We start from the raw sequence: 18,375 nt of genomic DNA on the forward strand, positions 1-18,375 counted from the left end.
GTAACGACCTCAGCAGCATCGGTCACACGCCGGCTTCCACCGGGGTGTGGCCACGCCTCGCCGATCGACACCTGGTGAGGTACTCATGTTCCGTCCGTTCCGATCCGTCCTCTCCTCATGCGCGGGGTGCCTTCGTCGACTCACCGGCTGCGGCTCGCCGCTGCCGTCCGCTCTGCGCCACCTGCTGGACCACGCTCCGGCTCTCGCCGAGCTGTGGACTCACCCCGTTGCCAAGCTGGTGACGGACCTCCTGCTGGACAAGGGTTTCCGGCTCCACGTGCTCGTCGTCGCCTCCCTGGTCCAGGCGCGCGTCCATGCCTGGTACGCGCGCCTGAGGCACAGGAACTGACACCCACGGGCCGGGCCTCGGCACGAGGAGGGCTCCACGTCGTCGCCGGATGAGATGCGGAGCCCGCCAACGGCGGGGCCGTACGCGATCGCCCTCTGGCTCCCGGAGGGCGATCGCGAACCGGTCACCAGTCGGAGCGCCGGTTAGGTCTAGCGGAGAGCAGCACTGCGATCGCCGCGATGGAGATCAAAGGAGTCCTCGACACCGGCACTGGCCGGGAACTTTGTGCATCTCTCGGCTGGCCCTTGGCCGGCCACCAGGCGTGTCGTGGCGCCGGGCCAGGTAGCTGATCATTCCGAGTGAGAAGCCGGTCTCCTCGGCGAGCTCTCGGCAGGTGCGTCCAGCGGCCCGTTCGGCACGGAGCCAGTCGAGATCGATCTGGCGCCACCGGGTCGCTTTGCCCTCGCGCGTCATGCCGTACTCGCGGTCCAGGACCTTGATGGCCTCCTCGTTCACGTCGGCGTGCTTAGCGATCCACTTGAGCGAGCGGTACTCCTCGAGGTAGAGGAGGGCAAACTTGTCCCCTGGGAGCGCGGCGCGAGCACGGCGAACGGTCGCTCCTCTCTTCCACTTCGCGGAACTTTTTTGGGGGGTGCCGGCTGCTCCTGCAGGACGAACCGGACAGCACCATGGCTGACGCCCAGGCGGCGGCCTGCTTGAGCTGTCGTCAGGGATTCGTCCCGGATGAGGCGGTGCAGCAAGACCACGGAGGGCCGTCCGACTGCCTGGCTGCCCGGCACCCACGGTCCAGGGCCACCGGCCTCCCAGCCCGGCGAACGACACGATCCATCCCCCACACCCCCGCCCGCTTTGGAGTGGCGCAGCCGGGCCAGAGCCGTCAACATCGCGCCCGGTTGTTCATGGGCGTCGTGCGAAGCGGTAGATCGCGTACGTGACGCCGAGGACGACGTCCACGGCAGCCCAGAGAAAGATGATCATTCCGACCCCGATCGCGGTACCGACGCTTTCGGCGTCGTTGCACGTCTGGCGGTCGAGCGTTCCGCAGTCCTCGGGGGTCCCAGATCCTGAGGCGGCCCCGGTGATGATCCAGATCAGGAAGATCACCTGGATGGCGAGGAAGACCCAGAGGAATATCCGCGGTCTGCGCCTGCGCGGCTGTCCCGCCGCGGGCGGCGCAGGGGTCCCCCACTGGGGCTGGGGTTGTGCATTACTCATGGCACATCACGCTTCGTTTACTGCTCGGTGTCGCTACCGGTCGCCCGGCGTCAACGTGGTTGCCCTTCGAAAGGACGGATCGTTCATCCCAGGCTGCCTCCGAAGGACCCGCTCATCGCCTCGGACTCACTGATCTGCAGGGTCCCGCGGTGGGTGACCTCCACCTTGTAGAACCCTTCGCCCGCAGGCACGTCAGGGACGATCAACTCGAAGCTGCACGCGGTCCCCGTCTTGGTCGACTCGCCCAGGGCGCCGGTGGCGATGACCGTGCCGGAGGCGTCGTAGACCGTGACCGCCGCGCCTTCGGTGATGTCGTCGAAACCCTCGCTTCCCTTGCAGCCGCCCTCGCCGTCGCTGACCGCATTCCTGGTGAGTAAGAAGGTGCCGGTCAGTTGGAAGGCGGTGGGTGTCGGGGAGGGGCTCGGTGCCTGGGTGGTCGGCGACGGCAGAGGGCTGACGGCCTCGGGAGACGGCCCACCCTTGTCTGTCAGAGCCCAGATGACGCCGGCCCCGCCCGCACCGATGACGATCCCTGCCACGAAGGCCAGGAGCAGGTTCCGGCGCTCACGCGCCGGTTTCCTCGACGCCGCTGCAGGAGGAGGCTCACCAGACCCGTCCATTACCTCAGAGTGCGCTTCTCCGCTCGTGTCCGCACGCCAGGGGCGCCCTGCCAGGACGGCTGAAATGTGAACGTCCGCGCCTCGCTCCCCTCTCGGGGTGTGGTGGAGAAGGGCTGGCGCTCGCCGCGGTGGCGAAGCAAGCCGCGCCGTCCTGACCTGAGCTGCTGCTCGTCGCCCCCGCCCCACCCCATCGGCATGGAGAGGGGCGGCGTCGTGCGGGGTCAGCCTCGGCGGCGGAACAGCCCCCGGAGCTTGCCCGACTCCTGGCCGTGTTCCTGCTCCAGTTCCGGGGGCGTGGCGGCCGCGAGGCGAACGGCTTCGGCGGCCTCCTCGCGGGCGACGTCGACGGTGCGGCACAGGCCGCACACCGACCTGTCACCGGCCCGGACGGCGGTCCGGTGCACGGTGATCTCCTCCCAGCGCTCGTCGCTGAACCTCCGCCCACACCGCGTACACCCCGGGCGCTGCGCCTCCCGCTCGACGGCCCGGCGCCGCTTGTCCTCCGCATCCGCGCGGGCTTCCTGGGCGCGGTAGAGGGTGTGGCCGTCGGGGTTGTCGAGCGCGTCCGTCAGCGTCTGCTCCCCGGTCCGTCCCAGGCGCCGCCACACCGCCGCGTCGGCGCCGTGCTCCGTCAGCTGTTCCAGGGTGGTGACGACAACGGGGACCGCCTGGCGGTGGTCGAGCGCGGTGATGGCCTTCTCGTAGAGGGAGTCGTACCGGCACGGCGCCCAGTAGCGGCGGCCGGCCTCCTCCAGCACGGCGACCGTGTTGGCGACCTTCGCTTCGGTGGTGTCGGCGAACACGAACGCGAGGGGGACCAGGCCCTCACGGCCGGTCGGCGGGTAGACCCGCCGCCACAGCCGCTGCTCGTGGTCGACGTGCTCGATCGCGTCCGGCCGGGAGCGGACCAGGTCCACGGTGCGCTTGTCCGCGTCCCTCGGCAGCAGCCGGCCCCACTCCCAGTACCGGCGCAGCTTGGTCACCAGGTCGTGCGCGTCTTCGGAGCGGCGGTCGACCTCCACCAGTATCACCGGCACCCCGGCCTCCGGCGGCCGAACACTTGATCAGATGTTGATCACCGGCTGAAAGATCTCGGAGAACTCGCCGTTCTCGACCAGTCCGGCAATCACGTCGGTCATGCTGTCGATGCCCGGATTCCTGACGATCAGGCCGTCCGAGACCCACAAGTACCGGCCCCCGAGGGCCTCATCGGTCCCTGCCCAGAGTGTCATCAGGCGCTCGACTGCCGGCTGGATCGGTGACGGCTGGGGCTACAAGTACCTTCTTCTCCGTGACGACGCCACCGGCGACCTCTTCCGCTCCCACGCCACCCCTGACCCCGGCAACCCCGCCAAGATGAATTTCGCCACCTGGGGACGCAACCTCCTGAAGGTGGGCAGCGGCTTCAAGGCAAACACCTACCCCCAGATCGGAACCTCCGGCGACCTCGACGGCACCCGCGAAGGCGTCATAGACGGCGACAAGATTATGGACCTGTGGGCCCGCAAGGCCGACAACACCGTGCTGGGGTGGCGGGGCAAGGGCACCGCCACCAACCTCACCGGCTTCGAAGCACCCTTCGTCATCGAAGGCATCAACAACGGCATCCGTATCGAACCCCAGACGGTGATCAAGTCGGGCGACTCCATCGTCGGTCAGTCCTCGACCCTCACCATGGGCACCGACGGGAATCTGATCATCACCAACAAGACCGGCGCCAAGGTCTGGAACAGCATCAACGGCACCGCGGGCGCCTTCGCACGCGTCGAGCAGGACGGCGACATCGTCGTCGTCAACGCACAGAACCAGGTGCTGTACACGACGAACGTCGGCACGAAGGAGGGATTTGCCGTCCTTCAGGACTCCGGTGACCTCGTCGTCTATAACGACAAGAGCCAAGCGCTCTGGTCCAGCGGCACCTCCGCCCGCCACGACTACAACCGCGACGGCCGCAGCGACATCGCCGACTGGTACGACTACGGCGACGGCCACGACGAGCTCCACACCTTCACCACCGACTCCGCAGGAGCCTTCAAGCCACCCATCCACGCCTGGTCCAGCCCGGCAGGCAACTACTGGGCCGAGAACATGAAGCGCACGACCGGCGACTACAACGGCGACGGAGTAGGGGACGTCGCGGCCTTCTACGGCTACGAGGACGGCCGGATGAACCTCCGCACGTGGACCGGAAAGGGCGACGGCACGTTCAACGCCCCATTCGTCTCCTGGAGTATTCCCGCCGGCTACTGGAACTTCGACGCCATCCAGGTGCAGTCCGGCGACTTCAACGGAGACGGCCGCGACGACATCGCCGCCTGGTACGCCTACGGCGACGGCCAGGACAAGCTCTTCACCTTCACCGCAAACGTCAAGGGAGGATTCAACTACCCCTTCTCCTCCTTCTACCGCTCTGACGGCTGGGAGGTGGCTCGCATGAAGTTCGCCACCGGCGACTTCAACCGTGACGGCCGCACCGACATCGGCGCCCTCTACGGCTACACCAACGGTGAGGTCAAGCTCGTCACCTTCCCGGCCACGCCTACCGGCGGCTTCGCCGACCCCATCCACGGATGGAGCTCCACGGGCTGGACCTTCTCGCAGGCCAGCATCCACGCCGGAGACTTCAACAACGACGGCCGCGACGACATCGCGAGCTGGTACGACTACGGCGACGGCCACGACGCTGTCATCAGCTTCAACCCCAGCGGCCCCAACGGAGAGTTCGGCACACGGACTCAACTCTGGACCGGCGAAGCCGGCCGCTTCTGGCGCCAGAACATGAAAATCGTCACGGGTGACTACAACGGAGACGGCCGCGACGACATCGGCGCCATGTACGGCTACGAGGACGGCCGAGTCAAGATGCTCACCTGGCCAGCAGGTCCGGGCGGATTGCTGTCGGATCCCATCCACAGCTGGGAGGCTCCGGCCGGCAGCTGGACCTTCAGCAGCGTCCACATGATCGAGAGCTACAGCCCCGCGTAGCGAACCGGCCGTGAACCGGTGAGAGCGGTTCCCCTAGCGTCCAGGGCCGCCACCGGCCAGATCCGGTGCGCGCCTACGCATCACGGGATACCGCTCGACCGACAAGAGGGGCCGCTGAGATACCAGCGGCCCCTCCAAGGCGCTACAGGCCCGGCGTTCGCGTCGTCGCCTGCCGTGCCCCGTATCGAGGCACGGACCAGGTACCCCGCCGCATACGGCGCCTGCAGCGCATGGGGCGTCTCGGACCATTGCGCCCCCGGCCAGCATGAACAGAGCACCCCGTCGCCATGCCTCAGTGGCAGGCGTCCAGGCTTCGTACAACCATCCGCTCACCCATAGGTCTTAGCAATCGAAGGCGCATGACGCGCCTGATGTCTTCAGGAGGAATGCACGTGCCGCAGGCCCGTTCTCGCCGGCGACGGCTCAACACCGCCGTCACCACCGTTCTCGCCGTCACCCTCGGGGCCGGTGTGCTCATAGCCCCGGCCTACGCCGCTCCGGCGGGTGGATTCGTCGCGGCGGACGCGGCCGACACCGACGCGGACCTGATCCGCTACCCCGAGGACGGTGAACTCCTCGGGGCCGGAGTGACCGGGTTCCTCACCCGCGGTGCCGACGGACAGTCGGTGTTCCGGCGGTACGCGGACGGCTCCGGGCATGCCTACGACTACGGCGCCGAACTGAGCTCGACGCGGACCAGCGACTTCGTCGTCGTGTGGGAGCCGGAGACGGTCACCCAGCACAACCTGAGCACGAACAGCACCCTGGAGGTGGCGATCGGGGACACGGCCACAGGCTCGCGGTACGCCGGTGCGGCGGGCGACGCCGTCTTCACCGCCCTCACCACCGAGACGGGCACGGTCCTGCGCAGGCACACCGCGGCAGACCCCGACGGTACCGCCGTCACCGGACTTCCCGCGGGCGCGACCGCACTCGAGGTCGTGCAGGGCACGCCCGAACACGGCATCGTCACCTTCGTCCAGGGCGGCACGTACAAGTGGGGCATGGTCGACCTCGCCACCGGCGCCGTCACCGCCGTGAAGACGCGCAGCTCCGTCGTGGGTGACATCGCCGTGTCCGCGGCGCGCACCGCCTGGGTCGAGGGCGAGGAGACGGACCTGCCTCCGCGGGTCTTCGCCGCGGACCGGACCACCGGCGCCATACAGCAGGTCCCGGGCATCTCTGAGGCGACCTTCGGCAGTTTCCACGTCGGGCTGGTCGGCGACTGGGTCGTGTACGGGCAGAGCGGGGGCATGGCCCAGTCCCGGACCAGCGTCCACTACCCGCTGACCGCCTACAACCTCAGCACCAAGGCGTCGGTGAAGCTGTTCGACCACGCCTACCAGATCACGCCCGCCCCCGACGGCAGCCTCTACGTGCGCGGCGGCATCGTCGGGCAGGGCGAGGGCCTGTACCACGTCACCGGTGGCGGTGTGAAGCCGCAGGTCGTGAAGGTCGCTACGACCGGTGCGCCCACCGAGATCGTCGCCACTGCCGTCACCGTGCCCGGCGCGGTCCTCGACCTTGACCAGAACCACTATTTCGGCTTCCGTTTCGCCCTGTCCCGCAGGACGGGCGACGTCACGCTCTCCGTGCGTCATGTCCGTACCGGCAGGACCACGACCGTCGAGGCGTTCTCCTCCGGCACCGACGTGCGGCTCCCCTGGGAGAGGTACGGCGAGACCGGGGCGCACCCCAACGGTGACTACATCTGGCGGCTGACGGCCACGCCGGACAACGGGATCGGTCCGGCCGCCGTCCTCACCGGCGCCTTCAAGGTCGTGCGCAAGAGCCAGCCGCACGACTTCAACGACAACGGCTCTCCCGACCTGATCACCCGGGACACCGGCGGCCGCCTGTGGCGCACGGACCTGCTCTACCGGCCGATCGACGCCTTCTGGGGGCTCAACGAAGGTGCGCCGAAGACGCTTCTCGGGGCGGGCTGGAACGTCTACGACCGGATCGAGGCAGCCGGGAACCTGGGCGGTTCGGCGGTCGCTGATCTGCTGGCGCGGGACAAGTCCGGGGTGCTGTGGCTGTACACGGGCAACGGCACCGGGAACTTCGCCACGCGGATCAGGGTCGGCGGTGGCTGGCAGGTGTACGACAAGATCACCGCCGGCAGCGACATCACCGGCGACGGCCGCACCGACGCCCTCGCCACCGACAGGTCCGGGGTGCTGTGGCTCTACCCCGGCACCGGAAACGCCAACGCCCCCTTCAGCACCCGCAAGAAGATCGGCGGCGGCTGGAGCACCTACAACGACATCACCGCCGTCGGAAACCTCGCCGGCGGCCCGGCCGGCGACCTCGTCGCCCGCGACAAGACCGGCGTGCTGTGGCAGTACCTCGGCAAGGGCGACGGCACCTTCGCGCCCCGTACGAGGATCGGCGGCGGCTGGAACGGCTTCAACTCCCTCATCGGCGCCGGCGACGCCGACGCCGACGGACGCGTCGACCTCATCGGCACCGACACCCACCTCGACACCCCCAGGCTCTACAAGGGCACGGGCGACTGGAAGGCATCCCTCCGCACCGCCGAGCAGATGTACCTCGACCACGACGGCACCCTGAACCACGTCCTCTGACTCACACCCCATCCGGCCGGAGAGCGGGGAGTCCGGGAGCCTCCGGGCTCCCCCTCTCGCGTACCCGAGAACCAACCAGGGCCATCGAGCACACTGATCGGTCACCACTGAGACGCCGTGGCGGCCCGACGGAGGAGCGCCCCGTGGAACGACTCCTCCACGGCGCTGGTCTTGCTTCCGCATGCGTTCTGGCGGTCAGTTGGCGTGGGCGGTGATGTCGCCGTGGGAGGTGGTGGCGCGGATGGTGAGGTCGGCGCCGGTGCCCTTGGCGTTCTGCAGGGTGTTGTGGATGCGGCCGTAGGAGGTGCCGGCGTCGAGGGTGGCGGCGGTGCCGCGGGCGGCGCCGACGGTGATGGAGCCGGACTGGGTGGCGAGGACGACGGTGCCGGTGGTGGCCTCGGTGATGCGGAGGTCGCCGCGGGCGGTGGTGAGGTCGGCGGGGCCGTTGAGGCGGCCGATGGTGATGTCGCCGTCCTGGAGGGCGAGGCGGACGGTGGCGGCCTCGTCGAGCTTGACCGGGCCCTGGGCGCTTTCGTAGCTGACGTCGCCGAGGCGTCCGACGCCGCGGAGTTCGGCGCCGGCGGCCCTGGCCTGGACGCGGGAGCCGGCGGGGAGCTGGACGGTGACCTCGACGGCGCCGGAGGGGCCGAAGAGCTGGTTCTTCGCCTCGGGGGCGGTGATGGTCAGGACGCCGTCGGCGTAGGTGACGGTGGTGTCCTCGGCGGCCTTGACGTCGCGGCTCTTGCCGGGGCGGGCGGGGCGGATGTCGACGGTGGCGTCGGCCCGGTCGGCGGCGATGAAGCGGAGGTGGCCGGCGGGGATGTCGACGACGGTGGTGATCGGGGCGGTGGTGGCGAAGGTCTGCATGGTGTGGCTTCTCCCGTGGAGTCGTGGTCGGCGTTTCCGACACGGGAAAAGCTACGTTGCTTTCCAGAGTGTGACAACAAGTGCGTTGCACTGGAATGGCATCAGTACAGGTCAACGTGGGAATTTCATTGCAATGACGGCTGGATTGATGCAACGACATATGCCACAGCGTTGCAATAGTCGGATAGTGAACGTCGCCGCCGGCAGTGCCGAGCGCAGAGCGCGTCTCACTCGCTACCCACTCCCCCACAAGGGAAGATCGCCTGACCGGCTAAAGGGTGTTGCAGAAGGTCCGCTTCGGGCAGGCCGGAGGGGTGTTTGACCTGTCGGTTCACCCGGTACGGGCGAGGTTGTGCATGGCGGCGACGGCCTGGACGGCATGGTGGAGGCCGTCGCCTCTTTGACGGCAGTCGCGCAGGATCTTCCAGTTCTTCATCCGGGCAAACGTGTGCTCGACACAGGCCCTGACCCTTCGGTGCTCGGCGTTGTCCTCCTCCTGCCCGCGCAGGAGGGGCGGCCGGCTCTCTTCCGGTGCGGAACGATCAGGCCGGTGCCGAGGTAGGCGCCGTCCGCGATCACGGTCGTTCCCGCCGCCACGGCGGGCAGGTCCGACTCGCGCCAGACATGTGCGTCGGCCTTGTTGCCCGGCGCCGGCCGGGCCGCCGCGATGACCAGGCGGGTGTCGGCATCGATGATGACCTGCACGTTCGCCGAGAACCTGTAGTTGCGGGACGAGGCGCCGACCTTCCGGTCGCGGACCGGGATCAAAGTGCCGTCCACGATCCACAACCGGTCGGTGTCCGCCATCGGCCGCGGAGCCCGCTCGAGTGCCAGCAGCGGACGGAGCCGCTGGATCACCCGGCAGACCGTGGCGGGTGAGCAGCCGAACAGCGGCGCGAGCTGCCGCATCGTGAGGTTCGTGCGGTAGTACACGGCCACCAGCAGCACCCGGTCCGGCAGCGGCAGACACCACGGCCGGCCACCACCCGGGCCGTTACCACCTCGCTCCCGGACCACCTTCACCAGCTTCACGAACCGGTCCATCCGCAAGCCCGTGAACGTCTCCACCCACACCGGCTCAGCCCGCAACACCCCACCCATACAGGCAAAATGCCCAGAACTGAGCCTTCTGCAACACCCTTTAGGGTCTGTTGCGAAAGTGGATCTTGCTCGTTCATGATCACGTCCTGTGGGACGTGGAGATCTGACGAACGGCCAGTGGGCCCGGCTTGAGCCACTGCTGCCGCAGGGCATCAAGCCGGGCCGGCCGCAGGTGTGGACGCGGCGGCAGTTGATAGACGGCATACGTTGGCGGACCCGCACCGGCGCCCCCTGGCGCGATGTGCCCGAACGCTACGGGCCGCGGGACCGGGTCTACGACCTCTCGACGGCTCGGCGGGCAGCGGGATGACTGCCTTGCGCTTGGTGCTGTACGCCTCGTAGGTGTCATGTTGACGCAGCTGATGAGCGTAGCCGTCGGGATCTTGGCGGTGAGGTCGAGCGAGGTCACGGTGACGGCGTTCTGGCGGGGGGGGCGTTGCGCACGACGGTGCCGGCCTCCTTCATGCGGCTACGTAGGTGTAACCCGAGAACGGTAGGTGCCGAGTTCGGGCAACAGATGCTGATCAAGCGGGTCCAGAATGTTGTCGAGTTCTGAGAACGGCTCGCCGAGAAGCGGCGTTGTCAGTGGGTGCTGCCAGGGTGTGCTTCGTGGATGAACTGGTGGAGCGTGTCGATTGTCAAGATCGTGTCCTGGGGGTGGTCACCCGTCGGCAGGCCATCCGGGAGGGCTGGCTGCATCGAATCGCTTCGACGGTGTGTCGTGATGAACGTGGTCGGATCCTCGTCCATCGGCGGTCGGAGCAGCTGTCGCGCTTCCCCGGGCTCTATGAGGTCATGGTCGGTGGCGCCGTGGGTGTCGGCGAATCCTATGAACAGGCCGCCGGGCGGGAGCTGGCCGAAGAACTGGGCATCCGTGGTCTGCCGCGCTTGTTGTTCGCGTTCATCAACCGCAGCGGCCTGAGCCCTCACTGGCTCGGCGTGCATGAAGCCGTGATTCCGGGCACGGTGACCCGCGATCCCGATGAGGTCGCCTGGCATGGCTGGCTGACCGAGTCCGAGCTTCACTCGGCCCTGTTGGAGTGGCGCTTCACTCCCGACAGCCACGAGGCCTTCAGCCGGTATCTCGTGTTCCGGACCACGCACTCCTGACCGGACGCAGCGACAGGCCGGCCTTGGCGTCACGGCGATCGCCGCGTACAGATCGACGTCGTGAGGTCGGCGGTGTGACGGTCTGGGCCCGGAAGAAGGGCCGCCCTGCCTGTGGTCGGGACGGGCAGGGCGGTGGCTGCCGGGCGCTCATGCGCGACGGGGCTACGCCCGCGCCGCGGGGCGAGGACCTGACCGGGACGAGTGGCTCGGTCGTGACGGCGATTCCGGCCGGCGGCTACGGCGAAGTGCTGGTGTACCTCGCCGGGCAGCCGGTGAAGTACGCCGCGAAGTCCGCTGCGCCGGTCGCTCGTGGTGCCGAGGTGTGGGTCGAGTCCGTGCTCTCGCCGACGTCGGTCGCCGTCCGTCCGGTGGAACGCTGACGCCTCCGCCGCTGCCCGCTTTTTCTCTTCTTGGTTCCGATCGAAGGGGGTCTCGTCATGAGCCCTGTCCTCACCGCTGTGGTGGGCATCGTCGTTCTGCTCGTGCTGCTCGGTCTCGTCGTCATCACGCGTTACAAGGTCGCCGGGCCCAGCGAGGCGTTCATCATCACCGGCCGGCGCGGCAAGCAGACCACTGATCCGACCACCGGGCGGGTGTTCACCGACAACAGCGGCCAGAAGGTCGTCGTCGGCGGCGGGTGGGGAGGTCGGACAGGGGCCACCGGGCGGTGTCGACACCTCAGGCGCCTAACTCGTCAAGCGACGGTCCCCTGCCCGACTGGGACGCCGAGGAGGAAGAGATCGACCGGCGCGTCACACAGCTCGAAGCGATCAACAAGCATGTGACGGGAGAGATGGTTGGCCCGCCGTGCGGCCCGCTTGCCTATCCGGCGAGAGCAAGGTTGTGCATCCGTGCAATACCGAGCATGGCGCGGTGAACGCCGTCGCCCTTGAGGCGGCAGTCACGCAGGATCTTCCAGGTCCTCATCCGGGCGAAGACGCCGGAAGCTCGGTCTGGCCGCGTTCGCGGCGGTGCGGGATGACGAGGCCGGTGCCCGGGTAGCCGCCGTCGGCGATCGTGAGGGTCTTGCCGACGGCTGCCTTAGCTCCGGATTCCTCCCATGCCTTGCAGCCGTTGCGGTTCCCGGCGAGCGGCCTGCCGACCACGACGACCGGGCGGGTGTCGGCGTCGATGACGACCTGGTGGTTGGTGGAGTATCGGTAGATCTTCGACTGCTCGGCGACGCCCGGGTGGGGACCAGGGTGCCGTCCACGATGAGCACGGTGTCCTTCGCGAACAGCTTGCGGGGCTGGAGCGCGAGCATCGGCCCGAGGTCGTCGATGATCCGGTCCGCCGCCGACTTCGATACCCCGAACAGCGGGGCCAACTGCCGCATGGTCAGGTTGGTTCGCCAGTAGGCGGTGACCAGCAGGGTCCGGTCTTCCAGCGGAAGGCTCCACAGCCGGCCCTTGCGGACCGTGTCCGCACCTGCGTGACGCAGCACCGTCACCAGCTTCCCGAAGGCGCGCGGACTCAGCCCGGAGAACGGGTCTATCCAGACACCTCACGTTGCTACGCACGTCCTCGAACATCGCGCGCCGTGGAAGGGCGTCTCGGTGTGCGGATAGCCTGCCCCGACAGGGGAGGTTCCATTGTTGAGCGAGAGCGACGCGCGCATCCTGACCGAAGGACTCATTGGCGAGTACTTGGCCGTCACCTCAGTGACGCAGCGGCACGGCAAGTTCTACGTCTTCTACAACGCCGCCGACGGGGGCGACGGGATCGGGGGGAACGTCCCTCTGGAAGTCGATCCTGCGACTGGCCAACACCGCTTCATCTCCATCGACGAGTACTTCGAGCTCAACCTCTGACCGGCCGCCCGCCCGTCAGGCAGCGCTGACCGTGAGCTCCGGCAGGGCAGGAAACGCCACGAGCTCTTCGAAGAGCTTGCGTTTCTGGAGGCAGTGGTAGATCTGGCCGATCATGCGGTTGAAGAGGTTGCGCTGGGCAGCGGCGTGCCAGTCTCTGCGGTCGCGGCGGTGCGGCCATGGGCTTTGGCGCCGGGTGAGGCGGTGATCGAGGAGAAGGCCCAGAGACACCTCACGTTGCTATGCCGTCAAGTCGCTGGGGTCCGGACCTCGAACAACGACGACCTCGCGGATAGCCTTGCGGCATGACCGAATCGGCCCCTTTCCAGCGCTTCTTGCCAACGTGGGAACAGGTGGCCGCGCTGCGGGACTTCATCCATGGACGGACGTACGCTGCCGCGGCTACGACCATCCGGCTCAACGGGGAGCCGCCTCCCGCTCCGGGTTCTGCACTCGCACGCGTGAGTGAGGTCAACGGAGCCCTCTATGAAGTGACGTCCCAGTTGTGCCGTCGGCTGTACGGAGAGCTTGAGAATGCTGCCCCTGGCCCCGTCGTCGATGCATCGTGGGATGCCCTCCTCACGATCACCGCAGCCTGGCGCGATGACCCCGAACTGCCAGCTTGGGTGAGCGAGCTGCTGCCAGTTCAGCGGCATTGACTACAAGCTCGGGCGAGCCAGGGAACGCGGACTGCTCGTCGAAGAGCTCGCGCTTCTGGAGGCAGTGGTAAAGCTGGCCGATCATGCGGTTGAAGAGGTTGCGCTGGGCTGCCGCGTGCCAGTCTCCGGTCTCGCGGCGACGCCGGTAGTGGGCGTCGGCGCCGGGCGAGTGCCGGAGGGCGGCGAATGCCCAGAGACTTCTCAATGCCAGTGTCAAGCCGTTGCGGGTGCTGTCCGGACGGGGTTATGTCGCTGGTTCAACGCTCACCGCGACGGATCGTCTCCGAAGGTGAACCGCCAGAATCTCCATCTCGACGAGCGTGCCGATGAGACCGGTCTCGGCAAGTTGAGTGGTCAGCACTCGTGCTTCACCCAGGGACAGTTCTCGCGCCTTGCGCAGGGCCAGCAGCACGGGAGCAAGGCTCAGCAAGTCTCCAGACAGGCGAAGCCTTGCCGCCCCGTGCACTTGCAGCAGAGCTTGACGAATGTTCTCGGGTGTGACGGGTCCGCTGTCTTCCTCGCACCATCCGTTCAGGCAGTCTGCGCATCGTCCTTCGGTGCCCCAGCAGAGCATGCCGTTGTCGAAGAACTGACCGACATCGCAGGTCGCGGTGCCTCCGCAGACACTGCACCGGCTTGTGACCCGTACTCCTTGCGTGATCACGGGGGCTCCTCAGCGTCATCGGTCCATGCTGATGGGATCCTCTCTGAGAAGCCGACTCTCGTCGATCAGGTTTGCAATTGAGGAGAAGTCCTAACTTGATCTTTAACGTGCGTCGTCGAACGGTGCGTCGTACTAGATCACTCGGTTCGGTATCCGCCGTGCACGGAAGCGGCCTTCGTCTGGATCATGTGCTCCGACCAAGGAACACACACGTCCAGCACGAAGGCCGTGAGGATGAGTCTGCAACATCACGACGCCCGGCGTGAGCCGCTGGCCGAACTGTCACGCTTCCGGGGCGAGTTCTACTCCTGTCTCACCACCCGTTCGGACGCCCTGTTCGAGCTCGCGGATGCGGTTCTGTGCGGCGACGGACCGGTGAGATCACTGGCCGAGCTGTCGCTGGTGGGCGAACACCGCCGCGGACACGGAGGGCTCTATGCCGCGCTCGCCCAGGGTCGCATCGACGCGGAACGGTTGCGGCAGGCTCTGACATCGGTGCCGCTGCCTCGGGCGGTCGACGGCCGGCTGGTCCTGGCCGTCGACGTCACCTGCTGGCTGCGGCCGGACGCCCACACCTCACCTCAGCGGATCCTGTGTCACACCTACGGCCGGGGCAAGGACCAGCACATCCCGGTCCCCGGCTGGCCCTACTCGATCGTCTGCGCGCTGGAACCGGGCCGCAGCTCGTGGACCGCGCCCCTGGATGCCCGGCGTCTGGCGCCCGGGGACGACACCGCCACCCTCACCGCACGGCAGCTGCGCGACCTGGTCGAGCGGCTTATCACCGCAGGTCAGTGGCAGACCGGCGACCCGGACATCCTCATCATTGCGGATGCCGGATACGAAGCACCCCGCCTCGCCCACCTCCTGCGGGACCTGCCGGTGCAGGTGCTGGCCCGGATGCGGTCGGACCGTGTCCTGCGCAGGCCGGCACCGCCGCGGGAGCCTCACACCAGGGTCCGGCCGCCCCGGCACGGCGGCGAGTTCGTCTTCGGACAGCCCGACACCTGGGGCACCCCGAACACCGAAACCGTCACCGACACCCGCCTCTACGGCACCGCGCTGGCCCGGTCCTGAGACCGCCTCCACCCCAAGCTCACCCACCGCTCGTCCTGGGCCGCGGCCGACGGCACCCTCCCGATCGTCGAAGGCACCGTGATCCGCCTGGACATCGACCATCTGCCCAGCGCAGCCACCCCGAAGCCGGTCTGGCTGTGGTGGTCGGGCACCGACGCGGACGCCGCCGACACCGACCGGCTCTGGCAGGCATCCTGCGACGCTTCGACATCGAGCACACCTTCCGCCTGTTCAAACAGACCCTCGGCTGGACCTGCCCGAAGATCCCCACCCCCGAGGCGGCCGACCGATGGACCTGGCTGACCCTAGCCGCCTACACCCAACTGCGACTCGCCCGACCGCTGGCAGCCGGCCGACGTCGGCCCTAGGAGAAACCCGCACCTGCCGAATGTCTCGCGCCGGCCCGCGTCCGCCGCGACTTCCGGCACATCCGCCCGGCAGCCGCCTGTCCGGCCGGTGCACCGAAACCCTGATGACGCTCTTTGAAATCGGCCACCCTCTGCTCAGGGGTGACCCCACACCTGCTCACGATTCCCCAGTCTGGAGTGACATGGCCTCCGTGGTGCAGGGGCCGGTTTGTTCCTCGGCTGATGGTCAGGGCTGGTTCGCGATCTGTCGGCCGAGCTGTTCGAGGAACTCCTGCAAGCTGGACGCGGCGACCTCGAAGTCGTCAGACCAGGAGGCCGTGGTGGACTTCCAAACTTGTCCGCTGTCTCCGATCGCGAACAGATGGCCCCCGCCGTCGCTGGCGAAGACCAACGCGATCGATTCGCCGACGATCGGAGCGGGGCCGCACTCGCGGAAGTGTGCCGCCACCGTTGCTGGTGAGTGGATGAAGTACCCGTTGTCGACGTCGGGCAGGGAAGCCTCGCTGATCACCCAGTAGAGAGTGGTCAGGTCAGAGGGGATCGGCGTCAGGTCCACGAGCGCGTCCGTCGCCTGGTGGCTGTCGTCGGTTGCGAGCATCACGGTGTTGTGGCCGGGCGGGAAGCCGTGCGTCGGGAGGAAGGACTGCATCAGCTTCGTCAGCGCCACGTCGGTCTGTTCCCGCCAGGACCGGACCCACTCCGCGTCAAGCCGCTCACCAGGCACGTTTCCCCCTCGAATACGCGTGGGACCCGCCGGCGCGAGCCCGGAAGAACATATCGGAGGGGTCAGCACAAGGCCCGGCGACCTTCGGTCGCCGGGCCCTCACACGCGCTCTTCGCTCCCCAGATTCCCCACTCACTTCAAACCGCACCGAAGTGGAGGGAAGAGCGCCCCTGGCCGATTTCAGAGATCCTCATCAACCCTCCCGTCCCGGACCCGGCAGGCCACCAGGCCGGAAGAACACCCGGCCCGCCCCACGACATGACGTCCACACAGTCCGCAAAACCGACACCGCCGCGTCCCGGAACAAGAAGTCGACGACCCCACGGCCTCGCCGCACAGGACAAACATCAAGTTAGGGACTGTCTCCTTTGAAACGTTTAGGCGCATTCCTGCTGTTGGGTGGGGTGTTCGGAGTACGACTGGCAAGGGACTCGAAGCACGTATGCCAAGCCGGCCGAGTGGGTTCCCTCCTCTTCCATCGGCATGGCTGTGCGATGCTCACGCACGCTGACGCCGTGCTCCGTGTGTTGACTGGCGTTCACCGTGCGGGGCCGGGCGTCCCCGTCCTTTCAGCCGGTGATCTCCTCGCTGGCGTCATCTTCGGTTGCCCAGGTGTTCGCCCGTTGCCGGGCCAGCAGAGCCGCGAGAACGGCTGCTTCTCCCGGCGTCAGATGGAGGTTCAGTCCCACCCGGTTTCCCGGGCGTAGGCGCAAGGGCTTGGGTTGGAGGCCCGGGTAGCCGGGCCGCATGGTGGCGACGAGGGACCAGGGCGCGTCAGCCGGTACGCGAGCGGCTTTGGGCCTGACCAGCGCCACCCGGCTGAATTCCTCCCAGGGGTACTCGACCTGGACGTGCCCGTACCGCAGCTTCACCCCCCGGTCGTTCACCGTGGCCTGGGCAGTGACCTTGCGCAGCCGGTGCAACATGTCCATCACCCACACCGGCAGGACCACACCGAAGACCAGGGCCACGGGGATCAGCAGAGGGTAACCGTGGCGGACGGCCGCGACCACGAGGAAGGCGCAGACATAGCAGGTCAGCACTAGGGTGATAGTGCGGTACGCAATACCCATCCGCGGACGGTGGCGATGGGTCTGTGTGAACTCCCCGGTAGCCGAAAGGAGGTTGAGTATGTCTTCGGGTGAAGGGCGATTCTCCGGGGTCTTCTCCAAGCACGCTTCGATGAGGGCTCGCAGACCGCCGGGTACGCCGTCCAGATTCGGACGGTCGTAGGCCACCGCCATCATCGCGGCGGCGCCATCGCCAGCGAAGGCGAGATGCCCGGTCGACGCGTAGACGAGGATCGACCCCAGCGAGAACACGTCACTGGCGGGGGAGACATCGAGTCCCTTCGCCTGCTCGGGTGACATGTACGTCGGGGTACCCATCACCTGATACGGCTCGGTGAGCACGGTGAAGCCGTTTCCCAGCGGCTTGGCGATCCCGAAGTCGATGACACGAGGGCCGGTGTCGGTCATCAACACGTTGGACGGCTTCAGGTCACGATGCACCAGACCCACACGGTGCAGGGAAGCCAGCGCGGTAGCAAGCGCGCCGGCGAGGTCACGCACCGCCCCTTCCTCCAGGGGGCCCGCGCCGCCGGACATCAGCGCCTGCAGGTCCTTTCCCTCGACGAAGACGGTGGCCAGCCAGGGGTGCTCGGCCTCAGGCGCCGCGCCCACCACGGCGGGCGTGCAGTCACCACTCACGGCTCGCGCGGCCTGGACCTCGCGGCGGAACCGCGCCCGGTAGACCGGATCCGCGGCCAGGTCCGCCCGGATCCGCTTGACGACCACCAAGCCGTCCCGCTCGGAACTCGCCAGAAACGCCTCCCCCATCCCCCCGGCGCCCATCTTCCTGATCACTCGGTAGGGCCCGATCGTCGAAGGCAATCGCGTCCCCTCGCCCCCATCGTCCGTCCGACCCATCCCCCCGCCCCCTCCTGCTCGCATGCCTCCAGTAATCAAGCCTGCTGCCTCCGCACCCCCCGCAAACATGCCGTGGCGCCTCGAGGACGCGCCTCGGCGCGGAAAAATGGGAACGGGAGCATGCGTCCCACGTGGCAGGCCCCACGTCCTCTTCGACGAGCACCGGCAGGAAGCCGACGTCCTGGCCGCATCTTTGACGGAGAACAAAACCAGCTCATTGTCCATGGGCCGGCCTGACGAATCCTTCGGACGTCTTGCTCAGCGCCGACATCCTCGAGCTCGACATCTTCGCGAGCGCCGTCCTCCTTCGCGGCGCCGGACCGCGGGGCCTCGACGGCACGGGGATGCGAC

General features: G+C 67.9%; 15 protein-coding genes and 8 pseudogenes. 10 read left to right on the forward strand and 13 right to left on the reverse strand.

All coding sequences use genetic code 11. The features are described from left to right. The first annotated feature begins 85 nt into the window (after positions 1–85). The gene (locus ABFY03_RS00245) at positions 86–349 is read left to right on the forward strand and encodes a hypothetical protein (RefSeq protein ID WP_346168711.1); all 264 of its coding nucleotides are present in this window, start codon (positions 86–88) and stop codon (positions 347–349) included. A gap of 186 nt (positions 350–535) precedes the next feature. Here ABFY03_RS00245 and ABFY03_RS00250 read toward each other — a convergent pair whose 3' ends face one another. The 5 genes and pseudogenes from ABFY03_RS00250 to ABFY03_RS00270 form a co-directional block, all read right to left on the reverse strand. Further along, entirely contained in the window at positions 536–805 is a 270-nt protein-coding gene (locus ABFY03_RS00250; protein ID WP_346168712.1) for a hypothetical protein, read from the reverse strand. A gap of 402 nt (positions 806–1,207) precedes the next feature. Further along, positions 1,208–1,414, reverse strand: a complete 207-nt coding sequence (locus ABFY03_RS00255; RefSeq protein WP_346168713.1) for a hypothetical protein — start codon at positions 1,412–1,414, stop codon at positions 1,208–1,210. Positions 1,415–1,608: 194 nt separating this feature from the next. Next, on the reverse strand, positions 1,609–2,064 hold the full coding sequence (locus tag ABFY03_RS00260; RefSeq protein WP_346168714.1) for a hypothetical protein: 456 nt from the start codon (positions 2,062–2,064) through the stop codon (positions 1,609–1,611). 302 nt (positions 2,065–2,366) lie between these two features. Then, a complete protein-coding gene (locus ABFY03_RS00265) occupies positions 2,367–3,182 on the reverse strand; it encodes a hypothetical protein (RefSeq protein WP_346168715.1) in 816 nt (271 codons plus the stop codon). 27 nt (positions 3,183–3,209) lie between these two features. Then, positions 3,210–3,389: pseudogene (locus ABFY03_RS00270) on the reverse strand (hypothetical protein); the annotation flags it as partial. A 112-nt stretch (positions 3,390–3,501) separates the two neighbouring features. On the opposite strand from ABFY03_RS00270, the gene ABFY03_RS00275 reads away from it, so the two are divergent. Both ABFY03_RS00275 and ABFY03_RS00280 read left to right on the forward strand, forming a co-directional pair. Continuing rightward, a complete protein-coding gene (locus ABFY03_RS00275) occupies positions 3,502–5,130 on the forward strand; it encodes an FG-GAP-like repeat-containing protein (RefSeq protein WP_346168716.1) in 1,629 nt (542 codons plus the stop codon). A 371-nt stretch (positions 5,131–5,501) separates the two neighbouring features. After that, positions 5,502–7,718 carry a hypothetical protein gene (locus ABFY03_RS00280; protein ID WP_346168717.1) on the forward strand — a complete coding sequence of 739 codons (2,217 nt, stop codon included), beginning with the start codon at positions 5,502–5,504 and terminating at the stop codon, positions 7,716–7,718. Positions 7,719–7,913: 195 nt separating this feature from the next. Here ABFY03_RS00280 and ABFY03_RS00285 read toward each other — a convergent pair whose 3' ends face one another. Together ABFY03_RS00285 and ABFY03_RS00290 are read right to left on the reverse strand one after the other, a co-directional pair. Then, positions 7,914–8,585 (reverse strand): DUF4097 family beta strand repeat-containing protein, encoded by a 672-nt coding sequence (locus ABFY03_RS00285; RefSeq protein WP_346168692.1) that lies wholly within the window; start codon positions 8,583–8,585, stop codon positions 7,914–7,916. A 331-nt stretch (positions 8,586–8,916) separates the two neighbouring features. Further along, positions 8,917–9,686: pseudogene (locus ABFY03_RS00290) on the reverse strand (transposase). An 88-nt stretch (positions 9,687–9,774) separates the two neighbouring features. Between ABFY03_RS00290 and ABFY03_RS00295 the strand changes: the two are divergent. The 4 genes and pseudogenes from ABFY03_RS00295 to ABFY03_RS00310 all read left to right on the forward strand — a co-directional run. Next, a pseudogene (locus tag ABFY03_RS00295) lies at positions 9,775–9,993 on the forward strand (transposase); the annotation flags it as partial. A 302-nt stretch (positions 9,994–10,295) separates the two neighbouring features. Next, the gene (locus tag ABFY03_RS00300) at positions 10,296–10,796 is read left to right on the forward strand and encodes an NUDIX domain-containing protein (protein WP_386724003.1); all 501 of its coding nucleotides are present in this window, start codon (positions 10,296–10,298) and stop codon (positions 10,794–10,796) included. Positions 10,797–10,936: 140 nt separating this feature from the next. Beyond that, positions 10,937–11,176, forward strand: a pseudogene (locus ABFY03_RS00305) (hypothetical protein); the annotation flags it as partial. A gap of 57 nt (positions 11,177–11,233) precedes the next feature. Further along, positions 11,234–11,434, forward strand: a pseudogene (locus ABFY03_RS00310) (flotillin family protein); the annotation flags it as partial. A 184-nt stretch (positions 11,435–11,618) separates the two neighbouring features. Here ABFY03_RS00310 and ABFY03_RS00315 read toward each other — a convergent pair. Beyond that, a pseudogene (locus ABFY03_RS00315) lies at positions 11,619–12,291 on the reverse strand (transposase family protein). Between the two features lie 100 nt (positions 12,292–12,391). Between ABFY03_RS00315 and ABFY03_RS00320 the strand changes: the two are divergent. Continuing rightward, positions 12,392–12,607, forward strand: a complete 216-nt coding sequence (locus tag ABFY03_RS00320) for a hypothetical protein (protein WP_346168719.1) — start codon at positions 12,392–12,394, stop codon at positions 12,605–12,607. Between the two features lie 15 nt (positions 12,608–12,622). Here ABFY03_RS00320 and ABFY03_RS00325 read toward each other — a convergent pair whose 3' ends face one another. Further along, positions 12,623–12,835, reverse strand: a complete 213-nt coding sequence (locus ABFY03_RS00325; protein ID WP_428838187.1) for a hypothetical protein — start codon at positions 12,833–12,835, stop codon at positions 12,623–12,625. A gap of 74 nt (positions 12,836–12,909) precedes the next feature. Here ABFY03_RS00325 and ABFY03_RS00330 point away from each other — a divergent pair, with 74 nt between their 5' ends. Further along, positions 12,910–13,263 (forward strand): hypothetical protein, encoded by a 354-nt coding sequence (locus ABFY03_RS00330; RefSeq protein ID WP_346172373.1) that lies wholly within the window; start codon positions 12,910–12,912, stop codon positions 13,261–13,263. On the opposite strand, the pseudogene ABFY03_RS00335 reads toward ABFY03_RS00330, so the two are convergent. Both ABFY03_RS00335 and ABFY03_RS00340 read right to left on the reverse strand, forming a co-directional pair. Then, positions 13,190–13,459: pseudogene (locus tag ABFY03_RS00335) on the reverse strand (hypothetical protein); the annotation flags it as partial. The gene ABFY03_RS00330 and the pseudogene ABFY03_RS00335 sit on opposite strands and share 74 nt — an antisense overlap. A gap of 48 nt (positions 13,460–13,507) precedes the next feature. Then, positions 13,508–13,927 carry a hypothetical protein gene (locus ABFY03_RS00340; RefSeq protein ID WP_346168720.1) on the reverse strand — a complete coding sequence of 140 codons (420 nt, stop codon included), beginning with the start codon at positions 13,925–13,927 and terminating at the stop codon, positions 13,508–13,510. Positions 13,928–14,161: 234 nt separating this feature from the next. Here ABFY03_RS00340 and ABFY03_RS00345 point away from each other — a divergent pair. Beyond that, positions 14,162–15,474 (forward strand): annotated as a pseudogene (locus ABFY03_RS00345) (NF041680 family putative transposase); the annotation flags it as partial. Between the two features lie 124 nt (positions 15,475–15,598). Here the strand turns inward: ABFY03_RS00345 and ABFY03_RS00350 are convergent. Both ABFY03_RS00350 and ABFY03_RS00355 read right to left on the reverse strand, forming a co-directional pair. Then, on the reverse strand, positions 15,599–16,039 hold the full coding sequence (locus ABFY03_RS00350; RefSeq protein WP_346168721.1) for an SMI1/KNR4 family protein: 441 nt from the start codon (positions 16,037–16,039) through the stop codon (positions 15,599–15,601). Between the two features lie 626 nt (positions 16,040–16,665). Next, positions 16,666–17,961, reverse strand: coding sequence for a serine/threonine-protein kinase (locus tag ABFY03_RS00355; protein WP_346168722.1), 1,296 nt, complete (start codon positions 17,959–17,961; stop codon positions 16,666–16,668). Positions 17,962–18,375: the final 414 nt, after the last annotated feature.

The sequence above is a fragment of the Streptomyces roseofulvus genome, from assembly GCF_039534915.1.
GTDB lineage: Bacteria > Actinomycetota > Actinomycetes > Streptomycetales > Streptomycetaceae > Streptomyces > Streptomyces roseofulvus.